Annotated in this window: 26 protein-coding genes and 1 pseudogene; 4 read left to right on the top strand and 23 right to left on the bottom strand. The window is 73.8% G+C overall.

Annotated elements, in window-relative coordinates; translation table 11 throughout:
* Nucleotides 1-44: 44 nt before the first annotated feature.
* The 6 genes from tdh to IE286_RS14030 all read right to left on the bottom strand — a co-directional run bounded on the left by tdh (nt 45) and on the right by IE286_RS14030 (nt 5,632).
* On the bottom strand, nt 45-1,073 hold the full coding sequence (tdh, locus tag IE286_RS14055) for an L-threonine 3-dehydrogenase (RefSeq protein WP_189797033.1): 1,029 nt from the start codon (nt 1,071-1,073) through the stop codon (nt 45-47).
* Between the two features lie 199 nt (nt 1,074-1,272).
* A complete protein-coding gene (locus IE286_RS14050) occupies nt 1,273-1,875 on the bottom strand; it encodes a GAF domain-containing protein (RefSeq protein WP_189797032.1) in 603 nt (200 codons plus the stop codon).
* A gap of 99 nt (nt 1,876-1,974) precedes the next feature.
* The gene (locus IE286_RS14045; protein WP_189797031.1) at nt 1,975-2,604 is read right to left on the bottom strand and encodes a GTP-binding protein; all 630 of its coding nucleotides are present in this window, start codon (nt 2,602-2,604) and stop codon (nt 1,975-1,977) included.
* The gene (locus IE286_RS14040) at nt 2,582-2,959 is read right to left on the bottom strand and encodes a DUF742 domain-containing protein (RefSeq protein WP_189797030.1); all 378 of its coding nucleotides are present in this window, start codon (nt 2,957-2,959) and stop codon (nt 2,582-2,584) included. The genes IE286_RS14045 and IE286_RS14040 overlap by 23 nt, the downstream gene beginning before the upstream one ends.
* Complete coding sequence (locus IE286_RS14035) at nt 2,956-3,390, bottom strand: roadblock/LC7 domain-containing protein (protein WP_189797029.1); 435 nt, start codon at nt 3,388-3,390, stop codon at nt 2,956-2,958. Before IE286_RS14035 ends, IE286_RS14040 begins: the two co-directional genes overlap by 4 nt.
* Nucleotides 3,391-3,445: 55 nt before the next feature.
* Nucleotides 3,446-5,632: a sensor histidine kinase gene (locus IE286_RS14030; RefSeq protein WP_189797028.1), complete on the bottom strand. Its 2,187-nt coding sequence runs from the start codon at nt 5,630-5,632 to the stop codon at nt 3,446-3,448.
* Nucleotides 5,633-5,977: 345 nt separating this feature from the next.
* On the opposite strand from IE286_RS14030, the gene IE286_RS14025 reads away from it, so the two are divergent.
* Entirely contained in the window at nt 5,978-6,334 is a 357-nt protein-coding gene (locus IE286_RS14025; RefSeq protein WP_189797027.1) for a PRC-barrel domain-containing protein, read from the top strand.
* A gap of 35 nt (nt 6,335-6,369) precedes the next feature.
* Here IE286_RS14025 and IE286_RS14020 read toward each other — a convergent pair whose 3' ends face one another.
* Both IE286_RS14020 and IE286_RS28025 read right to left on the bottom strand, forming a co-directional pair.
* Nucleotides 6,370-6,894 carry a DoxX family protein gene (locus IE286_RS14020; protein ID WP_189797026.1) on the bottom strand — a complete coding sequence of 175 codons (525 nt, stop codon included), beginning with the start codon at nt 6,892-6,894 and terminating at the stop codon, nt 6,370-6,372.
* Nucleotides 6,895-6,921: 27 nt separating this feature from the next.
* Complete coding sequence (locus IE286_RS28025; protein WP_506005074.1) at nt 6,922-6,999, bottom strand: 50S ribosomal protein bL37; 78 nt, start codon at nt 6,997-6,999, stop codon at nt 6,922-6,924.
* Nucleotides 7,000-7,258: 259 nt separating this feature from the next.
* Between IE286_RS28025 and IE286_RS14015 the strand changes: the two genes are divergently transcribed.
* Entirely contained in the window at nt 7,259-7,717 is a 459-nt protein-coding gene (locus IE286_RS14015) for a GreA/GreB family elongation factor (protein ID WP_189797025.1), read from the top strand.
* A 48-nt stretch (nt 7,718-7,765) separates the two neighbouring features.
* On the opposite strand, the gene IE286_RS14010 is transcribed toward IE286_RS14015, so the two are convergent.
* Nucleotides 7,766-8,527 carry an IclR family transcriptional regulator gene (locus IE286_RS14010; RefSeq protein ID WP_229862693.1) on the bottom strand — a complete coding sequence of 254 codons (762 nt, stop codon included), beginning with the start codon at nt 8,525-8,527 and terminating at the stop codon, nt 7,766-7,768.
* 116 nt (nt 8,528-8,643) lie between these two features.
* Nucleotides 8,644-9,963: an MFS transporter gene (locus IE286_RS14005; protein WP_189797024.1), complete on the bottom strand. Its 1,320-nt coding sequence runs from the start codon at nt 9,961-9,963 to the stop codon at nt 8,644-8,646.
* Nucleotides 9,964-10,037: 74 nt separating this feature from the next.
* Here IE286_RS14005 and IE286_RS14000 point away from each other — a divergent pair, with 74 nt between their 5' ends.
* Nucleotides 10,038-10,988: a 2-hydroxyacid dehydrogenase gene (locus IE286_RS14000; protein WP_229862689.1), complete on the top strand. Its 951-nt coding sequence runs from the start codon at nt 10,038-10,040 to the stop codon at nt 10,986-10,988.
* A 71-nt stretch (nt 10,989-11,059) separates the two neighbouring features.
* Here the strand turns inward: IE286_RS14000 and IE286_RS13995 are convergent, their stop codons facing one another.
* The 8 genes from IE286_RS13995 to IE286_RS13960 form a co-directional block, all read right to left on the bottom strand.
* Nucleotides 11,060-12,043 carry a PDR/VanB family oxidoreductase gene (locus tag IE286_RS13995; protein ID WP_229862687.1) on the bottom strand — a complete coding sequence of 328 codons (984 nt, stop codon included), beginning with the start codon at nt 12,041-12,043 and terminating at the stop codon, nt 11,060-11,062.
* Nucleotides 12,040-12,255 (bottom strand): hypothetical protein, encoded by a 216-nt coding sequence (locus IE286_RS13990; protein ID WP_229862685.1) that lies wholly within the window; start codon nt 12,253-12,255, stop codon nt 12,040-12,042. The genes IE286_RS13995 and IE286_RS13990 overlap by 4 nt, the downstream gene beginning before the upstream one ends.
* Nucleotides 12,252-13,313, bottom strand: a complete 1,062-nt coding sequence (locus IE286_RS13985) for a Rieske 2Fe-2S domain-containing protein (protein WP_189797023.1) — start codon at nt 13,311-13,313, stop codon at nt 12,252-12,254. Before IE286_RS13985 ends, IE286_RS13990 begins: the two co-directional genes overlap by 4 nt.
* A 202-nt stretch (nt 13,314-13,515) precedes the next feature.
* Nucleotides 13,516-14,313, bottom strand: a complete 798-nt coding sequence (locus tag IE286_RS13980; protein ID WP_229862683.1) for an IclR family transcriptional regulator — start codon at nt 14,311-14,313, stop codon at nt 13,516-13,518.
* Between the two features lie 261 nt (nt 14,314-14,574).
* Nucleotides 14,575-14,784 carry a hypothetical protein gene (locus tag IE286_RS13975; RefSeq protein ID WP_189797022.1) on the bottom strand — a complete coding sequence of 70 codons (210 nt, stop codon included), beginning with the start codon at nt 14,782-14,784 and terminating at the stop codon, nt 14,575-14,577.
* A gap of 40 nt (nt 14,785-14,824) precedes the next feature.
* On the bottom strand, nt 14,825-15,145 hold the full coding sequence (locus IE286_RS13970) for a hypothetical protein (protein ID WP_189797021.1): 321 nt from the start codon (nt 15,143-15,145) through the stop codon (nt 14,825-14,827).
* Nucleotides 15,142-16,275: an MBL fold metallo-hydrolase gene (locus tag IE286_RS13965; protein ID WP_189797020.1), complete on the bottom strand. Its 1,134-nt coding sequence runs from the start codon at nt 16,273-16,275 to the stop codon at nt 15,142-15,144. Before IE286_RS13965 ends, IE286_RS13970 begins: the two co-directional genes overlap by 4 nt.
* Before the next feature lie 171 nt (nt 16,276-16,446).
* Complete coding sequence (locus IE286_RS13960; RefSeq protein ID WP_189797125.1) at nt 16,447-17,232, bottom strand: SGNH/GDSL hydrolase family protein; 786 nt, start codon at nt 17,230-17,232, stop codon at nt 16,447-16,449.
* Between the two features lie 238 nt (nt 17,233-17,470).
* On the opposite strand from IE286_RS13960, the gene IE286_RS13955 reads away from it, so the two are divergent.
* A complete protein-coding gene (locus IE286_RS13955) occupies nt 17,471-18,268 on the top strand; it encodes a tyrosine-protein phosphatase (RefSeq protein WP_189797019.1) in 798 nt (265 codons plus the stop codon).
* Nucleotides 18,269-18,294: 26 nt separating this feature from the next.
* On the opposite strand, the gene IE286_RS13950 is transcribed toward IE286_RS13955, so the two are convergent.
* From IE286_RS13950 to IE286_RS13930, 5 genes and pseudogenes are all read right to left on the bottom strand, one after another.
* Complete coding sequence (locus tag IE286_RS13950; RefSeq protein ID WP_189797018.1) at nt 18,295-18,414, bottom strand: DUF6126 family protein; 120 nt, start codon at nt 18,412-18,414, stop codon at nt 18,295-18,297.
* Nucleotides 18,411-19,034, bottom strand: coding sequence for a helix-turn-helix domain-containing protein (locus tag IE286_RS13945; RefSeq protein WP_189797017.1), 624 nt, complete (start codon nt 19,032-19,034; stop codon nt 18,411-18,413). Before IE286_RS13945 ends, IE286_RS13950 begins: the two co-directional genes overlap by 4 nt.
* 85 nt (nt 19,035-19,119) lie before the next feature.
* A complete protein-coding gene (locus IE286_RS13940; protein ID WP_189797016.1) occupies nt 19,120-20,502 on the bottom strand; it encodes an aspartate aminotransferase family protein in 1,383 nt (460 codons plus the stop codon).
* Complete coding sequence (gene dxs, locus IE286_RS13935) at nt 20,499-22,451, bottom strand: 1-deoxy-D-xylulose-5-phosphate synthase (RefSeq protein WP_189797015.1); 1,953 nt, start codon at nt 22,449-22,451, stop codon at nt 20,499-20,501. The genes IE286_RS13940 and dxs overlap by 4 nt, the downstream gene beginning before the upstream one ends.
* 30 nt (nt 22,452-22,481) lie before the next feature.
* Nucleotides 22,482-22,625, bottom strand: a pseudogene (locus IE286_RS13930) (flavodoxin-dependent (E)-4-hydroxy-3-methylbut-2-enyl-diphosphate synthase); the annotation flags it as partial.

The following is a 22,625-nucleotide window of genomic DNA, read 5'->3' as shown; positions in this document are numbered from 1 at the left end:
TGGCTCCTTGAGGGCTGGCGGGTGCTGGCGGGAGGAGATCCGGGTCAGGCGGTCCAGTCGAGGATGACCTTGCCGCCCTTGCCGCTCGCGGCGTCCGCGAACGCCGCCTCGAAGTCGCGGTACGCGTACCGGCCGGTGATCACCGGGGCGAGGTCCAGGCCGCCCTCCAGCAGCACGGACATCGCGTACCAGGTCTCGAACATCTCGCGGCCGTAGATGCCCTTGAGGGTGATCATCGAGGTGACGATGCGGGCCCAGTCGACCGGGAACTCCTCGGAGGGCAGGCCGAGCATGGCGATCCGGCCGCCGTGCGTCATGTTCGCGATCATGTCGCGCAGGGCCTCGGGCCGGCCGGACATCTCCAGGCCGATGTCGAAGCCCTCCCGCAGCCCCAGCTCGCGCTGGCCGTCGGCGATGGTGGACCCGGCGACGTTCAGGGCGAGGCTGACGCCGATCTTGCGTGCCAGCTCCAGGCGTTCCTCGCTGACGTCGGTGATGACGACGTGGCGGGCGCCCGCGTGCCGGGCGACGGCCGCCGCCATCAGGCCGATCGGCCCGGCGCCGGTGATCAGGACGTCCTCGCCGACCAGCGGGAAGGACAGCGCGGTGTGCACGGCGTTGCCGAACGGGTCGAAGATCGCGGCGATGTCGAGGTCGACGGGGACGCGGTGCACCCAGACGTTGCCGGCGGGCAGCGACAGGTATTCGGCGAACGCGCCGTCGCGGCCCACACCGAGACCGACGGTGGCCCGGCACAGGTGGCGGCGCCCGGCCAGGCAGTTGCGGCACTTGCCGCACACCAGGTGCCCCTCGCCGCTGACCAGGTCGCCGGTTGTGACGTCGGTGACGTCCCGGCCGACCTCGACGACCTCGCCGACGAACTCGTGCCCGACCACCAGCGGGGTGCGGATCGCCTGCTGGGCCCAGCCGTCCCAGGCCCGGATGTGCAGGTCGGTGCCGCAGATACCGGTCCGCAGGACCTTGATGAGGACGTCACCGGGTCCGATGGTGGGCTCGGGCACGTCGGCCAGCCACAGCCCGGGCTCCGCCTTCTGCTTGACCAGCGCCTTCAACGCTACGGCTCCTGTGGTTCGGCCCCGGCACGGTGTCCGGGCATGCCGAAGGGACCCGTGTCCGGGGTGAGGAGTGGAATCGCACAGCAATCTGCCGCACGTGAGCAGCCCAGGTCCATCGAGGTTTTCTTAAACACGGGCACAGCTTTGCTTCACGCACCGCCGCACACGCCGCGACACGCCGTGTGCCGCCGTGCGTTCACGGGCCCGGCCAGTGTTCGAGCCGCCGGGTCAGGTCGGCAGCCGCGGCCTTGATGATTCCCAGTCCTTCCCGGCCCCAGGGGCGCGGCGCGACGTCGACGACACACACGGTGCCCAGCACCATCCCGGTGCCGTCGATGAGCGGGGCACCGAGGTAGGAGCGGATGCCGAACGCGTCGACGATCGCGTTGGCCGCGAACCGCGGGTAGTCACGGACGTCCTCCAGCACCAGCGCCTTGCGCCGGGCCACCACATGGGGGCAGAAGCCGTGGTCGCGGGCGAGGCGCCGGCCCAGCTCGCGCCGGGGCCCCGAGGGGTCCTGGTCCTCGGCCGGGGTACCGGGGGCGGGTGTGTCGACGTCGAGCACGTCCCGCTCCGGGCGGTGCAGCCCGGCGTAGAACTGCTCACGCGGACCGGGGAAGTTGACCATCGCGTACGGGGCGCGGGTGCGGGCGGCGAGCCGGTCGGCGAACGCGTCGAGGGCGGGCTCGGGGCGCTCGCCCAGGCCGAGCCCGCGCAGCCGCTCGACGCGGGCGGGGGCTTCCCGGTCCTGCGGGGTGAGCAGCAGCCGGCCGACCGGGCGCGGCGGGTCGTAGCTCATGACCGGGCTCCGGTGCCGTGCCGCCCGGGGACGGGCAGCGGCCTGCGGTGCCGCTTCGGGTGGGACATGGAGGGACTCCGTCGGGGATCGGGGACAGCGTCAGGCGCCGCGGCCGGAAGCGGCGGCGGGCTCGGGGGCGTGGGCGATGAGGTGCCGGACGAGGGTCAGCAGGGCCTGGACGCCGGAGGCGGCCCGGCGCGCGTCGCAGTTGATCACGGGGATCTCCGGGGCGAGGTCGAGGGCGTCCCGCACCTCCTCGGGGTCGTAGCGGTGGGCACCGTCGAACTCGTTGAGGGCGACGACGAAGGGCAGGCCGCGCTGTTCGAAGTAGTCGACGGCCGCGAAGCAGTCCTCCAGGCGGCGGGTGTCGGCGAGGACCACCGCGCCGAGGGCGCCCTCGGACAGCTCGTCCCACAGGAACCAGAACCGCTCCTGCCCGGGGGTGCCGAACAGGTAGAGCACGTGCCGCGTGTCGAGGGTGATGCGGCCGAAGTCCATGGCGACCGTGGTCTCGGTCTTGCTGTCGACGCCGTCGAGGCTGTCCGTGCCCTCGCTGACGGTGGTCAGCAGCTCCTCGGTGCTGAGCGGGGCGATCTCGCTGACGGCGCCGACGAACGTCGTCTTGCCCACGCCGAACCCGCCCGCGACCAGGATCTTCAGCGCGGTCGGGAAGGGGTCGCCGCGGCCGGTGGGGCCGCCGGCGCGGTCAGAGCTGTCGTCGTAGTCCATCGAGCACTGCCTCCAGGAGAGCCCGGTCGGTGGGGTGGTGGTCGTACACGGGAGGTTTGGTGGTCAGCGCCCCGCAGTCGAGGAGGTCGGCGAGCAGGACCTTGGTCACCGCCACGGGCAGCCTCAGGTGAGCGGCCACCTCGGCCACCGTCACCGGGGCGCGGCACAGGTCGAGCGCCTGCCCGTGCTCGGGGCCGAGGTAGCCCAGGGGGGTCCTGCCGGTGGTCATCACCTGCGACATCAGGTCCAGGGCGACGCTCGGTTCGGTACGGCCGTTGCTGACCGTGAAGGGGCGCACCAGTCGTCCGGCCGCGTCGTCGAGCCAGGGTGCGTCGCCGGCCGCCGCCGCGCTCAAGGCCGCAGCACCGGGGGTTCGGCGGTCTGCTGGCGGGGGGCGGTCACGAGGTAGGGGCGCACGCTCTTGACGAGCATCGCCATCTCGTACCCCAGAACCGCCGCGTCGGCCTCGCGTCCGGCGAGCACGGCGAGGCAGGTGCCGGATGCGGCGGTGGTGACGAACAGCAGGTTCGAGTCGAGTTCGACGACGACCTGCCGGACGTCGCCGCCGTCCCCGAAGCGGACACCGGCGCTGCGGCCGAGGGAGTACAGACCGGAGGCCAGGGCGGCCATGTGGTCGGCGCTGTCGGGGTCGAGCCCGTGAACGGCTTTCACCAGCCCGTCGCAGGAGAGCAGGACCGCGCTGGTGGTGTGCGGGACACGCTGCACGAGGCCGCTCATCAGCCAGTCGAGGTCGGCAACGCGGCTGGTCGGCGCGTCGGTCGGCATGCTGCATCGACTCCTTGGGGTACGGGGTTTCCGGTTCCGTGGTCGTCCGGCCGGGTCATCCGGTCGGGGTGCTCCCGTCGTGGCCGGCCGGTCCGGCGGGGGCGGGCGCGGTGTCCGGCACGCCGTCGCGTACGCGGGCCGCGCCGTGGTCGTACGCTCCGGGCGCGCCGGGGGCGTGCACACCGGGCGTGGTGTCGTGCGCGCCCAGGGCGCCGTCGGTGGGGGCGTGCGGCGAACCGCCGCGCACGCCCGGCGCAGCAGGCGGTGTGCCGGCACGGGTGCCGTCGGCACCGGTGGGCGGGGCGGGCAGGCCGCCCGCCGGCGCGCCCGGTGTTCCCGTGGCGGCGTCGGCGGCGTGCCCGTGGCCGGGCACCGGTACGAGCGTCGCAGGGCCGCTTCCGGCCGGCGTGTCCGCCGGTCCGGGCGCGTACGGCCCCTGGTCCGTGCCCGGGCCGTCCTGGTGCTGCCGGGCCTCGGCGAGTCCGACGCCGCGCCGGAACGCGGCCATCAGACCGGGGTCGTGCAGGGGTGTGTCGTCGCCGTGCCGGCGGGGTGCCGGGCCGCTCCGCAGCTGCGGCACCAGGTGGTGGTGGGCGCGGCGCCGGGGCAGCGGGGGCTTCACCTCAGTGCCGGGCACGCTGCCGTCGCGCGGGGCGGGCAGGACGCCTTCGTGCGCGGCCGCGGCCGCCCGGTCCCCGGGACGGGGGCCGGGCACCGCCCGTGCCGGGGCGGGCCGTCGGGTGCCGGAGCCGCGCCGGGGCAGGGGCGCGGGGGCGCCGGACGGCGACGGTGCCGTGGAAGCGGCCGGAGCGTCGACGGGCGCCGTGGGGGCACCGGGAGCGCCGGCGGATGCGGCGGGTGTGCCGGCGGCCGTCTCAGGCGCACCGGACCGCCCGCCGGGGCCGGTGGCGGCCGCGGCGTCCGGAGCGGCCCCGGCTGCCCGGCCGTCCCCGGCCGCCGCCGGCGGGACGTCCGCAGGAGATGCGGCGGTCTCCGCGTCCGCCCCGTACGGCTCCGGTACGTCCAGTTCCGCGCCGAGCAGTGTCTGCGGCAGCACGAGGACGGCCTGCACGCCGCCGTAGATGTTGGTCTGCAGGCGCACGGTGATGCCGTGCCGCCGGGCCAGCTGGGACACCACGTACAGGCCGATCCGGCCGTCCGCGAGCAGCCCGGCGACGTCGACCTGGCCGGGGTCGGCGAGCAGCTCGTTCATCCGCACCTGTTCGGCGACCGGCATGCCCAGGCCGCGGTCCTCGACCTCCACGGCGAGCCCGGAGGTGACGTGGTTCGCCCGCAGCAGGACCTCGGTGTGCGGGGCGGAGAACACCGTGGCGTTCTCGACGAGTTCGGCCAGCAGGTGGATGACGTCGGCGACGGCGTGGCCGCGCAGCCGGCCGTCGGCCGGGGGCACGAGCCGGACCCGGGAGTACTGCTCGACCTCGGCGATGGCGGAGCGCAGCACCTCGGTCATGGGGACGGGGTTGCTCCACTGGCGGCGGGAGACGGCACCGCCCAGCACGGCGAGGTTCTCCGCGTGGCGGCGGATCCGGGTGGCGAGGTGATCGACGTGGAAGAGGCCCTTGAGCAGCTCGGGGTCCTCGATCTCGTTCTCCAGCTCGTCGAGGAGGGAGATCTCGCGGTGCACCAGGGACTGCAGGCGCCGGGCGAGGTTGACGAAGACCTCCAGCTTCTGTTCGCTGCCCGCCCGGCCGGAGAGCCGGCCGGCCTCGGCCACGGCGGCGACGGCGCCGTCGTGGGCGCGGGCGAGGTCGTCGGCGAGCAGCCCGAAGGCGTCGGCGCGGGCGGACGGCTCGCCGCGCCGCGGGGTCCGGGGCGGCTCCTCGCCGTGCCGCAACGCCTCGACCAGGGCCGTCAGTTCGGCCTCGCGGCGCGCCGTGTCCGCGCGCAGGGCGCCGAACCGCTCGCGCACGGAGCGGGTGGCACGGCGGGCGGCGAGAGCGCCGGTCAGCAGGGCGGCGAGCGTCACCGCCGCGGCCCCGGCGAGCACCGCCCACAGCACGGCTGGGGGGCGCTGGCCGGTGGAGCGCAGGGTGTCCAGCGTGTACAGCACGGCGGCGCCGGCGCCGAGTGCGACCGCGGTCGCCGGCAGCACGGCCAGGGGCAGCAGCCGGGGCCGTATGCGGGCCGGGGGCTGCGACGGGGCGGTGCGGGCGGCCGGTCGGCCGTGCCGCCCGCCCTCACGGCGGTCTGCGCGCACGGCCGCTGCGCGGAGGTGTGGCATCTGCTCCTCGTACGGGTCCGTCGGGCCTGTGAGCCCACGCGGCGGGGCGTGAGCGGGCAGGCGCCATCGCTGTGCCGGCCGTCCGGGCCGCTGGTGCGGCACTCCGTCGCCCGACGGCCACTCACCGTAGTCACGTGCGAGCCCGGTGCGACGGGCAGTTGGAAAAATCCCCCGCGGATCGTCCTGCTCTGGTATGAGGAGTCGCACGGCTGAGCGAGACGGCGCCGGCCTGCCCGGCCGGGTGTCCGGCCGCACGGCCGTCCGGGGGGCTCCGGGCGCGCCGCACGATGAACTCCAGGGTGCCGGGGAACACGGGTGAAGAGTCCCTAGCACAGGAGGTCAGCGATGTTCGAGGCGGGCGACATCCGGGAATGGCGCGGACACGATGTCGTCGACGCGGACGGCAACAAGATCGGCACTCTGGAGTCCGTCTACGTCGACACCACGACGGACGAGCCCAGCTTCGCGACGGTCACGACGGGCCTGCCCACCCGCCGCCGTCTGGTGTTCGTCCCGCTCGCCGGTGCCACCGTCGGCCCGGGTTACCTGCGGGTGGCCCACACGAAGAAGGTGATCAAACAGGCGCCGTCGATCGACACCGACGGCGTGCTGGCCGCCGCGCAGGAGCCTGCCGTCTTCGCCCATTACGAGCTGGAGTACCAGCCCGGTGCCGGTGGCGAGCGGCGCCTGGCCCGGCGCTGACCGGCGGCCGCGCCGGCCGTCCGGTCACCGCGGACTCACGCCTCGCCCGTGCCCTCCGTCTCCGCCTTGGCGGCCAGGGTGCGCTCCCGGCGGCCCACGATGGCGACCGCGGCCGCCGTGCTCGCCGCGAACGCGAGCGCGACCACGGCGGGGCTGTCCAGGCGGTTGCGGGTGAGGTGGTCCAGGGAGTAGCGGCCCACGCCGGACAGGCCGAGCGCGGCGGCGACGAGCCCGAGGTAGGCGGGGTACTCGTAGCCGCCCTGGGTCGCGAAGAAGCCGGCGGGCCGGTGGACCGCCACCGCCCCGGCCATGGCGCCCGCGGCCGGTGTGACGGCCCCGAGCGCGAGCAGCAGTCCGCCGCCCGCCTCCCCGAGGCCCGCCGCGACGGCACTGGGCCGGCCGGGGCGGAAGCCCATGGCCTCCATCGCCTGCGCGGTGCCCTCGATGCCCGAGCCGCCGAACCAGCCGAGCAGTTTCTGGGCGCCGTGCGCGAAGAGCACCCCGCCGGTGCCGACCCGCAGGGCCAGCAGTCCGAGATCCTTGCGGTGGAGCCGCACCATGATGACGTCCTCACACTCCGCCGGGCATCAGCACTGGGGGCGCTTGCCGTGGTTGGCGCGGTGGTTGCGGCGGCCCTTCTTCTTGCGGCGTCGCTTCGACGACATGGGAACCTCCCGATGGTCGGGCGCCGTTGAGAGCGGTGTCGTTCCGGTGTCCCGGTTCGCTCGCGTCTTCTCCCGCATCCTTCCACAAGGCGCCCAGGGCCGCTATCCCGCGTCGCGTGCGCCGCCCGGCGCCCGAACGGCGGCCGCGGCATCGCGCGGTCGTGGCGCCGCTCGGCGGCCACTACCCTGTAAGCGGGGGCCCGCCCGGGTGACCGCCGTCGCCCGGCCGTTCCACCCGATCCGTCCGGGGAGAGCACGCATGACCGGTGAACCCGCCCCGATCAGCGCCGAGGCCCGCAAGGCCCTCGAACGGGAACTCGCCGAGCTGCGCGCCGAGCGCGACGCGGTGGCGGCGACCCTGCGAGGCGAGGACGCCCAGGGAGACACCGCCGACCAGGCCGACGAGCTGCAGCGCGTCGCCCATCTGCAGCGTCTGGACAGGCGTATCGACGACATCGACGCCCGGCTGCGCCAGGCGGGCGACGCGGGTCCGCCGCCCACCGACGTCATCGGCATCGGCACCACGGCCACCGTGCGGTTCGACGACGGCACCGTGCAGACGGTCCAGCTGGGCGAGGTCGCCGAACTGGACCGGACGACACTGGTCACCGCCGCGAGCCCGCTGGGCCGCGCCCTGCTCGGCCATCGCGTCGGCGACCTGATCGGCTACGACGCTCCGGGCGGACACACCACGGTGCAGGTGCTGTCGCTGAGCTGACCCGGGCGCGGGACCGCGCTGCGGGCTGCCCGGCCGCCTCCGCGGGTGTCAGGGGGCGCGGTGCGCGGCTATGTCGTCCACGCAGGCGCGCAGTGCGGGCACGTGGGCGCGCAGTTGGGCGGCGTCGGTGAGGATGACGGTGGCCGCCAGCGAGATGGCCAGGGGCGGGGTGCCGGCGGGACCGGGCGGCAGGGCCGCGGCGACGGACCGGACTCCGATCTCGTTCTCCTCGTCGACCTCGGCCCAGCCGCGGGCGCGCACCTCGTCGAGTTCGGCGCGCAGCCGGTCCGGGTCGGTGATCGTGCGGGAGGTGACCGCGGGGAGCGGTGCTGACAGCAGGTGCTCGCGTTCGTCCTCGGGCAGTCCGGCGACCAGGGCCTTGCCGATCGAGGTCGCGTGCCAGGGGTTGCGGGTGCCCTCGGCGCTGCGCAGCTGCAGGTGCTGGGTGCCCTGCACGGAGAGCACGAGCAGCACGTCGGAGCCGCTGAGGATGCCCGCGATGACCGGCAGTCCGGTCCGGGCGGCCAGCCGGCGCATCGGCTCGGCGGCGGCCGAGTAGCCGGCCGGGGAGCGCTGGAATCCGCGGGCGAGTTCGAGGACGCGGGCGCCGAGGGCGTAGCGGCGGGTGTCCTCGTCGTAGGTGGCGAACCGCTCCTCGACCAGGCGGCCGAGGAGGCGGTGGGCGCTGCTGACGGGCAGGCGGGCGGCGCGGGCGGCGGCGCTCACGCCGAGGCCGGCGGGGTGCTCGGCCAGCACGGTCAGCAGCCGCAGTCCCCGGCCCAGCATGTCGTCGCCGGATGGTGTGGTCACCGTGTGCCTTTCGTCCTGTCCTCGGGGTGCCGCCGCGGGCCGCCCGGCGGTGTGCCGGGCGGTGCGGGCGGGTGCGGCGGCCGGCGTCCGGGGTGCGGTCGCCGCCGCGCCGACGATCACGGTACCCGGGCGGGACGGGCGGCCGCCGGTTCGGGGACGGCCAGGGTCAGTCCGGCCGAGAGCAGGGCGCAGGCGGCCATGAACCCGAAGGCGCCCGCGTCGCCCAGCGGGGTGCCGCGCACCCAGCCGACCAGGTAGGTGCCGGCGAACGAGCCCAGCGCGCCGAGGGAGTTGACGAGGGCGATCGCGGCGCCGGCGATGCCGGGCGGGGCGAGGCTGGTGACGAAGGCGAAGTACGGCCCGTAGGGCGCGTACAGGCACAGGCCGGCGACGGTGAGCAGGGCGAGCGCCAGCGGGAAGTGGTCACCGGCGGCGTAGGAGGCGGCCAGGGCGAGGCCGCCGCAGGCGAGCCACGGCCACACGGCCCTGCGGCGCCGTCCGCTGCGGTCGGACAGGCGGGAGTTGAGCAGCATGGCCGCGGCGGCGCAGGCGTACGGGACGGCGGTGAGCAGTCCGGTGGCGCCGATGCCCTCGCCGGAGCCCTTCTTGATGATGGCGGGGAGCCAGAAGACGAACCCGTACATGCCGAAGGACCAGAAGAAGTACTGGGCGGCCATGGTGAGCACCGCCGGGGAGCGCAGCACACGGCCGTACTGTTCGCGCAGGGTGCCGGTCACCGGCGGTGCGGCGGCCCGCTCCGCCGCCAGGTCGGCGCGCAGGCGGGCGAGTTCGTGCTCGGGCAGCCGACCGTACTGTTCGGGGCGGTCCTTGATGAGCCACAGGCAGGCCAGGCCCCACAGGACGGAGGGTATGCCCTCCGCGACGAACATCACGCGCCAGTCGGAGACCGACACCAGCCAGCCGGAGACGGCCGACAGCCACATCACGGTGACCGGATTGCCGAGGATGAGCAGGGTGTTGGCGCGTCCGCGCTCGCCGCGGGTGAACCAGCGGCCGAGCAGCATGACCATCGAGGGCAGCACGGCGCCCTCGACGACGCCGAGCGCGAAGCGCACCGCGATCAGCTGGCCGGGGCTGCCGAGCAGGCCCTGGGCGACGGCGAGCAGGCCCCAGGCGACGGTGGACCAGGCGACGAGCCTGCGGGCGCTGCGCTGCTCGGCGTACAGGGTGCCGGGGATCTGGAAGAAGAAGTAGCCGAGGAAGAACGACGCGGCGATCAGGGAATCGGCGCTCGTGGACAGCCCCAGGTCGTCGGCCATGCCGCCGGCGGAGGCGATCGCGTAGTTGGACTTGTCGAGATAGGCGAGCGAGTACGTGACGAACGCGACCGGCATCAGGTAACGGGCGCGGACGGAGGTGAAGAGCCCGGTCCGCTCCGGCGCGGCGGCTGCGGTGGCGGGTGACGTCGCTGTCATCCCAGACCCCCTGTTTTCCGTGTGATGGAAAGTGTTTCACTGGACGGAAAGCACGGTACGAGAAGGAGAGTCCGTTGACCAGTGCCGTTCATCACATCGCAACCGGCGTCCTGCTGCCCTGGCCCGGTCTGGACCGGCGGTACGGCCCCTGGCCGGAGGGGGTCCGGGTGCACGTCTGGGACGGTGCGACCCCGGACAGCGAACCCGCCGACGAGGTCCTGGCCCAGGTCGGCCTGTGGGTCATGCCCTACGCGGTGCCGGACGCCGTTCGCCTTCTGCCGCGCCTGCCCCGGCTGCGGGCGGTGCAGTCGCTGAGCGCCGGTGTCGAGAAGCTGCTGCCGCTGCTGCCCGCGGGGGTCGCGCTGCACAACGGCCGGGGTCTGCACGACGCCTCCACCGCCGAGCACGCGCTCGGCCTGATCCTCGCCGCGCAGCGCGATCTGCCCCGGTGGGTCGCCGACCAGGCGGACGGGCGGTGGCAGCCGCACTTCACCCGCTCCCTCGCCGATCGCCGGGTGACCATCGTCGGCTACGGCTCCATCGGCGCCGCGCTCGAACGCCGCCTGCTCGCCTGCGAGGCGCAGGTGGTCCGCGTCGCCCGGCGGGCCCGGCCCGAGCAGGACGTCCACGCGGTGAGCGACCTGCCCAACCTGCTGCCGGACACCGACATCGTGGTGCTCGTGCTGCCCGAGAACGCGAGCACGGCCGGCCTGTTCGGCGCCAGGGAACTGGCCGCGCTGCCGGACGGGGCGCTCGTCGTCAACGTCGGCCGCGGCCGCACCCTGGACACCGAGGCCCTGCTCGCGCACACCTCGACGGGCCGGCTGCGCGCGGCCCTCGACGTCACCGATCCCGAACCCCTGCCCGCCGGCCATCCCCTGCGCCGCTGTCCGGGGGTGCTGATCACCCCGCATGTGGCCGGCGGGTCCGCCGCGTTCCGTCCGCGGGCGGAGCGGCTGATCGTCGAGCAGGTCCGCCGGTTCGCGGCCGGCCGCGAGCTGCTGCACCCCTTCCCGCGCGACTGACCGCCGACGGCATGCCGTCGGCGGCCGGTCGCCTGAGGAAGGGGCCGGCGCGCGGTGCGCGCAGGCCGGCCTCAGAGGTCGAGAACCAGGCGGGGGCAGGCGGCCCGGGACACGCAGATCATCATGGTGTCGTGCGCGGCCTGTTCCTCCGGGGTGAGGAGGGAGTCGCGGTGCCGCACGGTGCCGGCCAGCACCGTCGTCTCGCAGGTTCCGCAGGTGCCCTCCCGGCAGGAGGAGAGCACCTGGACACCCGCCTGTTCGACGGCGTCCAGCACGGACGTGCCGGGCGGCACGGTCAGGACGCGGCCGCTGCGTGCCAGCTCGACCTCGAACTCCTCGTCCGCGCCGGTGTCCTGACGCTCCTTGGGCGCGAACCGTTCGGTGCGCAGGGCGCCGGCCGGCCAGGCGGCACAGCGCTCCTCGACCGCCTTGAGCATCCCTTCCGGCCCGCAGCTGTAGACGAGGGTGTCCGGGCAGGGGGTGCCGAGCAGGGCGTCCAGGTCCGGCAGTCCGTGGGTGTCCTGGGGCACCAGCCGGATCCGCTCGCCGTAGGCGGAGCGCAGATCGGCGTGGAAGGCCATGGCGGCCAGGCTGCGCCCGCCGTACACCAGTTCCCAGTCGGCGCCCTGCCGTTCCGCCTCCGCGAGCATCGGGATCAGCGGGGTGATGCCGATGCCGCCCGCGAGGAACAGATAGCGGGGCGAGGGGTCGAAGGCGAAGGTGTTGCGCGGGCCGTGCACCCGGACCGGGTCGCCGGGCGCGAGACGGTCGTGGACGTACGCCGACCCGCCGCGCCCGGCGGGCTCGCGCAGGACGGCGACACGGTAGGTGCCCGTCTCCTGCCGGTCGCCGCACAGCGAGTAGGGGCGCGTGGTCCCGTCCGGCAGGACGAGGTCGATGTGGGCGCCGGGCTCCCAGGGCGGCAGCGCGGCGCCGTCGGGGCGGGCCAGGGTCAGCCGCACGACGTCCTGGGCGACGGTGTCCTTGGCCGTGAGGACGAGGTCGCATCCGGCCTCGCCGGTGCCCTGGGTGCGGGCGGGGATCACTGTGGTCACGGTGCTTCTTCTCCCGGGTCGCGGCCGGCCGGGTCATCAAAGGGGCGGTGCCCGTCCGGGTGGGCGAGGAGCCACTCCCACACGTCGACCGGATCCTCGAACTCGTGCTCGGCGCCGCAGTGGCAGACGGCGAGCAGCCGGTCGGTTCCGAGCACCCAGTGGATGCGGTAGACCTCGCCGCCGGTCAGCGCCGGTGGATGCAGTGCGTTCACCGGACTCCGGCCTCCGCCGGTGCGGCGTTCTCGGCGGCCATCCGGGCCAGGATGCGGCGCGCCGCCAGGCCGCCGGTGTCGATGTTGATGGACAGCTCCTGGTAGCCGGGCTTCTCCGTGTCCAGCGCCTTCTGCAGCACGTTGAGCGCGACCACGTCCTGCATCACGACGGTGTGGTTGTTCTCCCGCAGGAAGTCGGAGACCCGCTGGTCGTCCAGGGCGAAGTCGCGGGCCACGGCCCAGAAGTCGTAGGTGGTCTTCTCGGTGGACGGGGTGATGCCGTAGACGACCTCCACGTGGAAGGCGTGCGGGTCGCTGCCGTCGGGGTTCGGGCCGGGCGCGCCGACGGGGGCGATGCGCGAGTGCAGCAGGTACAGGCACGGGGCGTGGTACTCGATGTCCTGCCAGCGGGTGATCCGCCCGGCGATCCCGGTGGACTTCGCGTAGAACGGCGGGCACTCCGCGTCGTCCATGTGGCGGCTGACGTACACCACGCCGGACTTGTCGTCGACCTCGGTGGTGATGGGGGTCTCGGCGACCTCGGGGGTGCCGATGTAGCCGCCGTGCAGGTAGGTCTCGTGGGACAGGTCGAGCAGGTTGTCGACCAGGAGCCCGTAGTCGGCGTCGAGGGGTTCCATGCCGCACACGACGGTGTGGTCGGACGAGTCGAGCCAGGGGGCGCGCGGCGGGAGGGTGTCACCGGGTTCCCGGTCGCCGATCCACACCCACACGAAGCTGTCCTGCTCGACGACCGGGTAGGTGGCCAGGCGGGCGGTGCGGGGGATGCGCCGCTGGGCGGGCACGGAGACGCACACGCCGTCGGTGCCGTAGGTGAAGCCGTGGTAGCCGCAGACCACGCGGTCGCCGTCCAGGCGGCTGGGTTTCTCGGACAGCGGGAAGCGGCGGTGCACGCAGCGGTCCGCGAGGGCCACCGGGCGGCCGTCCTCGGTACGGTACAGCAGGATCGGTTCGCCCAGGATCGTGCGGCCGAGCAGGTCGCGCCCGACCTCGTGGGCGTAGGCGGCGACGTACCACTGGTTGCGGACGAAGGCGGTCACGGTGTTCCTCCTCGTGCAGAGGGCTTGAGGGTCCACGATCACGCGGGCTGCCGGGCGCGGTCGGTGCGGTCATCTTCGGACCGGGGCCCACCGCCGCCCAGGGCCTTTCCCGGATGGCGGGAAAGATTCCGGGACGGTCCGGTGCGGTCCTCGCGTGTGAGCCGCACATGCCGGACGGCCGGGGTCCGTCGCCGGCGGGCCGTCAGCGGCCGGTACCGGCCAGTGCTCTGGAGATGGTGCGGGCGCTGGTGCACACCAGCGGGGCGATCGCGTGGACGGTTCGGCTGCCGTGCCGCACCACCAGCGACACCGCCGCGACCACCTCCCCGTCCGGCCCGTGCACGGGCGCGGCCACCGACAGGGCGTCCATGGTGACCTGCCGGTCGCTGACGGCGTAGCCGTCGCGCCGGACGTCGCCGAGCATCCGGCGCAGGGCGCGCGGGTCGGTCACGGTCTTCTCGGTGAACCGGTGGAACGGCCCGGCCAGCACCTGCTCCTGCACCTCGCGGGGTGCGTGGGCGAGCAGCACCAGCCCCACCCCGGTGGCGGTGAGCGCGAACCGCCCGCCCGGGCGGGTGAGCACGGGCACCGCGCCGGTTCCCGCGATCCGCTCCACGAACACCAGCTCGCATCCCTCACGCACCGCCAGCTGCACGTTCTCCCGGGTCACCTGCGACAGGTCCTCCAGATAGGGCAGGGCGTGCTCGCGCAGGCCATGGCCGCGCGGGGCCAGCGCGCCCAGCTCCCACAGCCGCAGGCCGATCCGGTAGCGGCCGTCCTCGCCGCGCTCCAGGGCTCCCCAGGCGATGAGTTCGCCGAGCATGCGGTGCACGGTCGAGGTGGGCAGCCCCGAGCGCCGGGCCAGTTCGCTGAGCGTCATCGCGGGACGGTCGGCGCAGAAGGCGCCGAGGATCTTCAGGGCCCGGCCGAGCACCGGTCCCGGACCGCCGCCTGCCCGGCCCGCGCCGCTGCCGATCGCTGTGCTGATCTGCGCTCGCACCGTCCCGCCTTTCGCTCGCGGTCCCCGCGGGCTCGCCCATGGGATCGCCCCACCGGGGGCAACGGGGGCCGGTCGGCAGTGTGCGCCCGCGGCGGGCCGCGCGTCGAGGGGTCGGACGGCGATGGTGCCGTGCGGCACGGCCGGGACGTGGCCGGCCGAGCCGTGGTGCGCTGCTCCGTCTTCGGTGGTCCGCCGTTGTCCGGACTCGGACGGTCCGGAGACGGGCGGCTGCTGGACCGACGGCGGCGGGACGGACGTGTGTCACGCCTCGCCGGCGAAGGTCTCCGCGCCGGCCTGGAAGACGTGCTCCTTAAGAGGCGGGTCGGGGAAGTACGCGGAGCGGACGTCAGACGTGATCAGCTGCCGCAGGAAGGAGGTGCACGGGCCGGCGTGGCGTTCCCCTTCGGGGCCGCGTCCTTCGTCGATCAGGACGGTCCAGGTCCCGGGTCTCCGGCCGGTGGTGGACAACAAGGTGAGGACTTCGCCGCCCTCGTCCTCGTAGGCCAGGGGATCAGGCGGGCCCCTCCTGGTCCGGTTCGGCGGGGCGCGGCTCGCCGTGGTCCCACAGCAGGTGCGGCGATGCGCGGCACTGGGCGTCCATGGCGATCAGGTCGTGGCCCGGGCGGGGGCACCCGGGTGCCGGCAGCAGGACGTTGACGTCGAACACGCCGCCGCCGTAGGTGTCGGCCGGCTCCTTGTGGTCCTCGGGGAGTTCGGTCCCCAGTGCCTTCCCCACGGCAGCCCAGTCCTTCCCGGTCACGTCCGGGGGCGGCGGCAGCAGCCGGGTGAGGCGGCCGAAGAGGGGTTCACCGCCGTTCTCCGGACCGGTCACCGCTCCCCCGCGAGACCCAGGCCGCCGCCGCGCGTCGCGGACACGGCCTCGGTCCGCCCGGGGCGGCGCCACGGACGGGCGATCGGAGAGGACACCGCCCTCCACCACGGCTCGGCGGGCAGCTTCCCCTCGGGCTCGAAGGGTTCTCCGGGCCGGGGGAACGCCGCCGCCTGGCCCGCCTCCTCGGCCGCGTCCTTCGTCCACTCACCCGGCTCGGCCCAGGGGTGCGGGGCGAGGTCGAAGGTGCCCCAGTGGATGGGCAGCAGCACGCCGTGCGGCCGGCCGCCCTGCAGGTCGAGGTGGGCGCGCAGGCCCTCCTCGGGCGTCATGTGGATGTCGGGCCAGAACTCGGAGTACGCACCGATCTGGATCATCGTCGCGTCGAACGGGCCGTGGGCGGCGCCGATGTCCCGGAAGCCCTCGAAGTAGCCGGTGTCGCCGCTGTGGTAGATGCGGTGCCGCTCGCCGGTGACGACCCAGGACGCCCACAGGGTGTGCTGGGGGTTGCGCAGGCCGCGGCCGCAGAAGTGGCGGGCCGGGGTGGCGGTGAGGGTGAGCGGACCGACCTGGGTGTCCTCGTGCCAGTCGAGTTCGCGCAGACGGCCTGCGGGCACACCCCAGTGTTCCAGGTGGGCGCCGACGCCGAGCGGGACCGCGAAGAGGGTGTCGGTGCCGGCCAGTGCCTTGATGGTGGGCATGTCCAGGTGGTCGTAGTGGTCATGGGAGACGACGACCACGTCGACCGGGCCGAGGGCGGCGAGCGGCAGGGGTACCGGGTGCATGCGACGCGGGCCGGCGAACGGCACCGGGGAGCAGCGTTCGCCCCACACCGGGTCGAACAGCACCCGACGGCCGTCGATCTCGGCGAGGACGCTGGAGTGTCCCAGCCAGGTCATCCGCAGGCCGGTGGGGGCGGGGCGGGCCAGATCGGCCACCGTGGTGGCGTGCACGGGCACGGTGCCCCGGGGACGGCGGCGGCGCCGCTGCTCGCCGTCCAGGTAGGCCCGGGCCAGCTCCCGCCGCGGCGGCGCGGTCCTCGACGGGCCGTCGGGGTTGCGGAAGGCACCGTCGGCGAAATGGGGCGAACGGCGGATGCGTGCCGCGCGCTCCCCGCGCGGCTGCGCGCCCATGGCCTCGAGTCTCAGCGTGCGGAGACCGGAGCCGAGGATGTCAACTCCCGCCACAGTACCTCCCGTTGAAGTCGGTCGAAGAGATCATTATGGCGGGCGGCACCGGCCGGCGGGCCCCCGCCCCGGCTCCGGCGTCCGTCACCGGGGCGGGCCGCGGTCGTCACGTGGGGATCAGGCCACCGACGCGATCCGGGTCCTGATCTCCTCCGGGGAGAGGGTGCCCTTGGGCCGTACATGGTCGCCGGAGGACTCACCGCGCAGCCGGCGGCCGATCCACGGGACCAGGTGCTCGCGGGCCCACTGGACGTCGTCGCGGCGGACCGCCAGGGTGCCGCGGGGCGGCAGCGGCGGCCACGGCTGCTCCGGGTCGGCCGGCACGTCCAGACCGAGGACCTGGCCGGCCCGCAGGGCCACCCGGGTGTGCCCCTCGGGCGAGAGATGCAGACGGTCGTCGCTCCAGGCCCGGCGGTCCTGGACGGACTTCAGCGACCACAGGTCGAGCACCGGGCAGCCGTAGCGGTCGGCGATGGCCCGCACATGCCCGTTGTAGGTGGCGATCTTGCCGCGCAGGTGTTTGAGCACGGGCACGCCGCGGGTGTCGAAGCCGGTGGTGACCATCACGGTGCCGGCCGCGGACGCCAGGCGGGCGACGGCCTTCTCGAAGCGTTCGGCCACGTCGTCCGGGTCGGTGCCCGGGCGGAGGATGTCGTTGCCGCCCGCGCAGAACGACACCAGATCGGGGGCGAGTTCGACGGCCCGCGGCACCTGGTCCGCCACGATCTGGTCGAGCAGCTTGCCCCGCACGGCGAGGTTGGTGTACTGGAAGTCGCCCTCGGGCCTGAGGTCGGCGAGCAGGACGGCCAGGCGGTCGGCCCAGCCGACGAACGCTCCGTCGGGGCCGGGGTCACCGACACCCTCGGTGAAGCTGTCACCCACCGCCACGTACGACCCGATCACTGATCCGCTGTCATTCTTCGAATCGTCTGCCACGTCCGCCCATGATTCACCCTCGAATGTGACCTACGCGACCGTAGGAAGGGGTTGACGGGCGGTGAGATAAGCCACGTCCCGAGACGGCTCGCGCGGGAATAAGGGGAGGAGTCCCGCATGCTCGTGGCCGTCGAAGCCATGCCGTATGGTCGAGGTCGCGCCCGCCGGCGAGCCGCGGAGGCGGGGCGGAGAGGAAGGAGTCCTCGTGACGCAGCAGATCCCGTCGACCGAGCCGCAACTGGCCGGGGTGCGCAACTTCCGGGACGTGGGCGGGCTGCCGACCGAGGACGGACGACGGGTGCGGTACGGCGTGCTGTTCCGCAGCGGCCACCTGGCCCATGCCACGCCCGATGACGTGGCGTTCCTGTCCTCGCTGGGCCTGCACACGGTCTTCGACTTCCGCAACGCGGCAGACCGGAAGCTGGACGGACCGGACGTGGACCTGCCCGGCGTGCGCAACGTGAATCTGCCGCTGAGCGATCCGGCGGACGGAGCGGAGTTCTGGCGGCTGGTCCGCGACGGCGACCTGGACCAGCTGCGGTCGATCCTCGACGACGGCAAGGGTGTGGCCCGGATGGTCGCCTCCTACCGCGCGATGGTCACCGAGCGCACCGCGGAGCACTCCCAGGTGCTGCACGCGCTCGCCGACGACAGCGTCCCGGCCCTGCTGCACTGCGCCGCCGGCAAGGACCGCGCCGGCCTGGCGATCGCGGTGACGCTGCTCGCGCTGGGCGTGGAGCGGGACGCGATCGTCGCCGACTATCTGGCCTCCGGCGCCCGGCACCGCCGCTACCGGGTGCGGCGCGGCCGCACCGACGCCTCGGCGTACTCGCCCGAGGTGATGGAGCTGCTGGATCCGCTGTTCGACGCCCGGGTCGAGTATCTGACGGCCGCGCTGGAGACCATCGAGGAGACCTGGGGCGGCGTGGACGCCTATCTGGAGCGGGGGCTGCGGCTCACCCCCGCGGCACGCCGGCGGCTGCGCGCGCGGCTGCTCGACTGATCGGCGAGCCCGCACGGGGCATCCGGCTACTTGGCGCCGACCTCGAACAGCAGCCAGATGAAGGCCGCGAAGAGATGGCCGACGGCGATGTAGACGATGAGCCGGACCCACAGCGCGCGCGGGAACTTCTCCTCCAGGTCGCTCATGGTGTGCCTCCGGTGTGCGGGCCCAGGCACAGCGTGGCCGTCGGGCTCTGCAGCAGGGTGTGGACGAAGAGCAGCTCCAGCCCGTCCGGGTCCTCGGCCGCGATGCGGTGCGGGGTCAGCGAGTCGAAGTGCGCGCTGTCGCCGGGCCCGAGCAGGTGCGTGGTGTCGCCGAGGCGCAGCCGCAGCCGGCCGCGCAGCACGTACAGCCACTCCTCGCCGGGGTGCACGCGGACGATGTCGCCCTGGGAGCCGTGCGGCACGTGGACGCGCAGGGCCTGCATGCCGCGCCCGGGGGAACCCGCCTGCCAGTACGTCCAGCCGCCGGCCCGGGTGGCCTCCATGTCCGCGGCCCGGACGACGGCGTCGGGGTCGGGCGTCCGCTCGCCGAGCAGCTCGGAGACGGTCGTACCGTAGGTACGGGCGAGTGCGAGCAGTACCGGCAGCGAGGGCTGGCGCTGCCCGGTCTCCAGACGGGAGAGATGGGCGGGCGACAGCCCGGCGGCGCGGGCCGCGGCCTCCAGGGTCAGGGAGGCTCGGCGGCGAAGGACGCGCAGCTGGGACGCCATGGCGGGCAGGCCGGCAGCCGGCCCCGCCGAGACGTCGGACTCGGGGGAGCTCATGTCTCCATTCAGCCGAGGGTTTGCCCCGAGGGCAAATTTTTTGCCCACGAGGCAAACCCCGGCCGGCTCCGCCGGACGGCAGGCCCTACCGGTTGGCGACCGCCTGCTTGACCAGTGTCTTCCCGAAGTCCCACATCAGCCCGCCGTTGTGCGCGTCGTCCATCACGGCGGTGAAGGCGTCCACGAAGCGGTCCACCTCGCGCTCGCCGATGATCAGCGGCGGGATCAGCTTGATCACTTCCAGGTGGTCGCCGGAGACCTGGGTGAGGATCCGGTGCCGCTGCAGCAGAGGCACGACCACCATCTGGGCGAACAGGCCCTTGCGGGCGGCTTGCAGCATGGTCCAGCGGCTGCGCAGCTTCAGCGACTTCGGGCGCCCGAACTCGATGCCGATCATCAGGCCCCGGCCGCGGACGTCGGCGAGCAGCTCGTACTTGTCGATCAGCGCCGTGAGCCGGGACTTGAGCATCTCGCCGGTCGCCCGGGCGTTGGCCACGATCTGTTCGTTCTCCATGACCGACAGCACCGCGAGTCCGGCCGCCATCGCCTGGGCGTTGGAGCCGAAGCTCGCCGAGTGCACCAGCACCCGGTCCATGGAGGAGTAGACCTTCTTGAAGATCCAGTCCTTGCCGAGGGTGACGCTGACCGGCACGTATCCGCCGGACAGCGCCTTGGCGACGCACACCAGGTCGGGCTCGACGCCGTCCTCGTGCTGGTAGGCGTAGAAGTCGCCGGTGCGGCCGAGGCCGGTCTGCACCTCGTCCGCGATGAGCAGCGCCTTGTGCCGGTGCAGCAGCTCCTGGGCGGAGCGCAGATAGCCGGGCGGGGCCTCGTGCACGCCCTTGCCCTGGATCGGCTCGACGATCAGGGCGGCGACGTCGCCCTTCTTCAGCTCACTCTCGAGCGCGTCCAGGTCGCCGAGCGGGACGGCGGTGTCGGGCAGCAGCGGGCCGAAGCCGTCGCGGAAGCCCTGCTCGCCGAGCACCGACAGCGAGCCGGTGGTCAGGCCGTGGAAGGAGTGCTCGCAGTACAGCACGCGCGGCTTGCCGGTGGCGCGGCGGGCGAACTTCAGCGCGGTCTCCACCGCCTCGGTGCCGCTGTTGCCGAAGAACACCCGGTCCAGGTGCGGGCTGTGGGCCAGCAACCGCTCCGCCAGCAGGCCGGGCAGCGGGGCGCAGTCGAAGCGGGTCAGGTCGGGCAGCTGGGCGTCCAGGACGTCGTGCAGCGCCTTGCGGACGACCGGGTGGTGACGGCCCAGGCCCATGACGCCGAACCCGGCGAGCATGTCCAGGTAGTCGTTGCCGTCGGCGTCCCAGAAGTAGGCGCCCTCGCCCCGTTCGTACACCTTGTCGAAGCCGATGGTGTGCAGCATGCGGGGCAGCTGGTGGTTCAGATGCCTGGCGTGCAGCTCGTACCGCTCGGCGCCGCGCTCGGCCAGCAGGGCACCGAGGTCGAACTCCGTGGTCATTCAGTTTTCTCCTTGACTGCCGTGACGGTCCGGGCGGCCGGCTGCGCCGGAACCATACCGGCCTGCTTGACGTCGGCCGCGTCCCTGACGGTCAGGCTCGCGCTGATCCGGCCGGCGATGTCCACGGGTGTCAGGCCGATGTCGGCCAGCACCTCGGACCGCTTGGCGTGCGCCAGGAACTGCTCGGGGATGCCGAACCGCCGCACCGGGACGTCCACGTCGGCGTCGCCGAGCGCCAGGGCCACCGCGGAACCGACGCCGGCGGAGCGGCTGTTGTCCTCCACGACGGCCACCAGGCGGTGCTCGGCGGCCAGGCCCGGCAGCTCCGGGTCGACGGGCTTGACCCAGCGCGGGTCGACGACCGTGCAGCCCACTCCCCTGGCTTCGAGCAGTTCGGCGGCCTGCAGGCACACCGGCGCCATCACACCGACGGCCACCAGCAGCACCTCGGGCCGCTTGGCCCGGTGCAGCACGTCCATGCCGCCCACCCGGCCGACGGCCGGGATGTCCGGGCCGACGGTCTCCTTCGGGAAGCGCACCAGGGTGGGAGCGTCGTCCACCGCGACCGCCTCGCGCAGCTGGGCGCGCAGCTGGCTCGCGTCGCGCGGCGCGGCGATCCGCAGGCCCGGCACGACCTGCAGCACGGACATGTCCCACATGCCGTTGTGGGACGGCCCGTCGGTGCCGGTCACGCCCGCGCGGTCGAGCACGAAGGTGACACCGCAGCGGTGCAGGGCCACGTCCATGAGCACCTGGTCGAAGGCGCGGTTGAGGAAGGTGGCGTAGACGGCGACCACCGGGTGCAGGCCGCCGGTGGCCAGGCCGGCCGCGGAGACGGCGGCGTGCTGCTCGGCGATGCCGACGTCCCACACCCGCTCCGGGAAGCGCTCGGCGAACTCACCCAGGCCCACCGGGTGCAGCATGGCGGCGGTGATCGCGACCACGTCCTCGCGTTCCTCGCCGATGCGCACCATCTCGTCCCCGAACACGCTGGTCCACGACGGACCCGGCGCCGGGGACAGCGGCTCGCAGGTGCGGGGGTCCATCACACCGACGGTGTGGAAGTGGTCCTCCTCGTGGGCGAGGGCGGGCTCGTAGCCGCGGCCCTTCTCGGTCAGGCAGTGCACCAGGACCGGGCCGTGGAAGCGCTTGGCGCGGCGCAGCGCCGACTCCAGGGCGCCGATGTCGTGCCCGTCGATCGGGCCGACGTACTTCAGGCCCAGGTCCTCGAACATGCCCTGCGGGGCGAAGGCGTCCTTGAAACCCTTCTTCGCGCCGTGCAGCGACTCGTACAGGGTGGTGCCCACCACGGGGGTGCGCTGCAGGACCTCCTTGCCCCAGGCGAGGAACTTCTCGTAGCCGTCGGTGGTGCGCAGCGTGGCCAGGTGGTTGGCCAGGCCGCCGATGGTGGGCGCATAGGAGCGCTCGTTGTCGTTGACGACGATGATCAGCGGCCGGTCCTTGGCGGCCGCGATGTTGTTCAGCGCCTCCCAGGCCATGCCGCCGGTCAGCGCGCCGTCGCCGACGACGGCGACGACGTGTCCCGTCCCGCCCGTCACGTCACGCGCCTTGGCGAGCCCGTCGGCCCAGCCCAGCGCGGTCGAGGCGTGGCTGTTCTCGATGATGTCGTGCTCGGACTCCTCCCGCGACGGGTAGCCGGACAGGCCGCCCTTGCCGCGCAGTTTGGAGAAGTCCTGACGGCCGGTCAGGAGTTTGTGGACGTAACTCTGGTGGCCGGTGTCCCACAGGATCCGGTCCACCGGCGACTCGAAGACCCGGTGCAGTGCGATGGTGAGTTCCACCACCCCCAGATTGGGCCCGAGGTGACCGCCTGTCCTGGCGACCGCGTGCACCAGGAAGTGACGTATCTCGTCGGACAGTTCACCGAGTTCCGCCTCGGACAGCGCCTTCAGGTCGCGTGGTCCCCGGATGCTCTCCAGAATGGTCACGCTGGGCCCCCTCTCGGATCGTTCTGTGTCTCAGTGCACCGTCACTGTCGGTGTCCCGGTGACGCCGGAGGCACCTGCCGTCCCACCCTCCTGTTCTGCGGCGAGCTTCATGGCCTCCTCGATCAGGGTCTCCACGATCTTCGACTCCGGCACGGTCTTGATGACCTCGCCCTT

The organism is Streptomyces thermodiastaticus (assembly GCF_014656135.1).
Taxonomy (GTDB): Bacteria; Actinomycetota; Actinomycetes; order Streptomycetales; family Streptomycetaceae; genus Streptomyces; species Streptomyces thermodiastaticus.
This window is presented reverse-complemented; position numbering and strand designations above follow the sequence as displayed.

Coding starts and splice junctions, on each gene's coding strand:
- IE286_RS14030 (WP_189797028.1), bottom strand. CDS start 5,632: ATGCCACACCTCCGCGCAGCGGCCGTGCGCGCAGACCGCCGTGAGGGC.
- IE286_RS14045 (WP_189797031.1), bottom strand. CDS start 2,604: ATGGACTACGACGACAGCTCTGACCGCGCCGGCGGCCCCACCGGCCGC.
- IE286_RS14015 (WP_189797025.1), top strand. CDS start 7,259: ATGACCGGTGAACCCGCCCCGATCAGCGCCGAGGCCCGCAAGGCCCTC.
- IE286_RS14005 (WP_189797024.1), bottom strand. CDS start 9,963: ATGACAGCGACGTCACCCGCCACCGCAGCCGCCGCGCCGGAGCGGACC.
- IE286_RS14020 (WP_189797026.1), bottom strand. CDS start 6,894: ATGGTGCGGCTCCACCGCAAGGATCTCGGACTGCTGGCCCTGCGGGTC.
- IE286_RS14050 (WP_189797032.1), bottom strand. CDS start 1,875: ATGAGCTACGACCCGCCGCGCCCGGTCGGCCGGCTGCTGCTCACCCCG.
- IE286_RS14025 (WP_189797027.1), top strand. CDS start 5,978: ATGTTCGAGGCGGGCGACATCCGGGAATGGCGCGGACACGATGTCGTC.
- IE286_RS13965 (WP_189797020.1), bottom strand. CDS start 16,275: ATGGGCGCGCAGCCGCGCGGGGAGCGCGCGGCACGCATCCGCCGTTCG.
- IE286_RS13950 (WP_189797018.1), bottom strand. CDS start 18,414: ATGAGCGACCTGGAGGAGAAGTTCCCGCGCGCGCTGTGGGTCCGGCTC.
- IE286_RS14035 (WP_189797029.1), bottom strand. CDS start 3,390: ATGCCGACCGACGCGCCGACCAGCCGCGTTGCCGACCTCGACTGGCTG.
- IE286_RS13940 (WP_189797016.1), bottom strand. CDS start 20,502: ATGACCACGGAGTTCGACCTCGGTGCCCTGCTGGCCGAGCGCGGCGCC.
- IE286_RS28025 (WP_506005074.1), bottom strand. CDS start 6,999: ATGTCGTCGAAGCGACGCCGCAAGAAGAAGGGCCGCCGCAACCACCGC.
- IE286_RS13945 (WP_189797017.1), bottom strand. CDS start 19,034: ATGAGCTCCCCCGAGTCCGACGTCTCGGCGGGGCCGGCTGCCGGCCTG.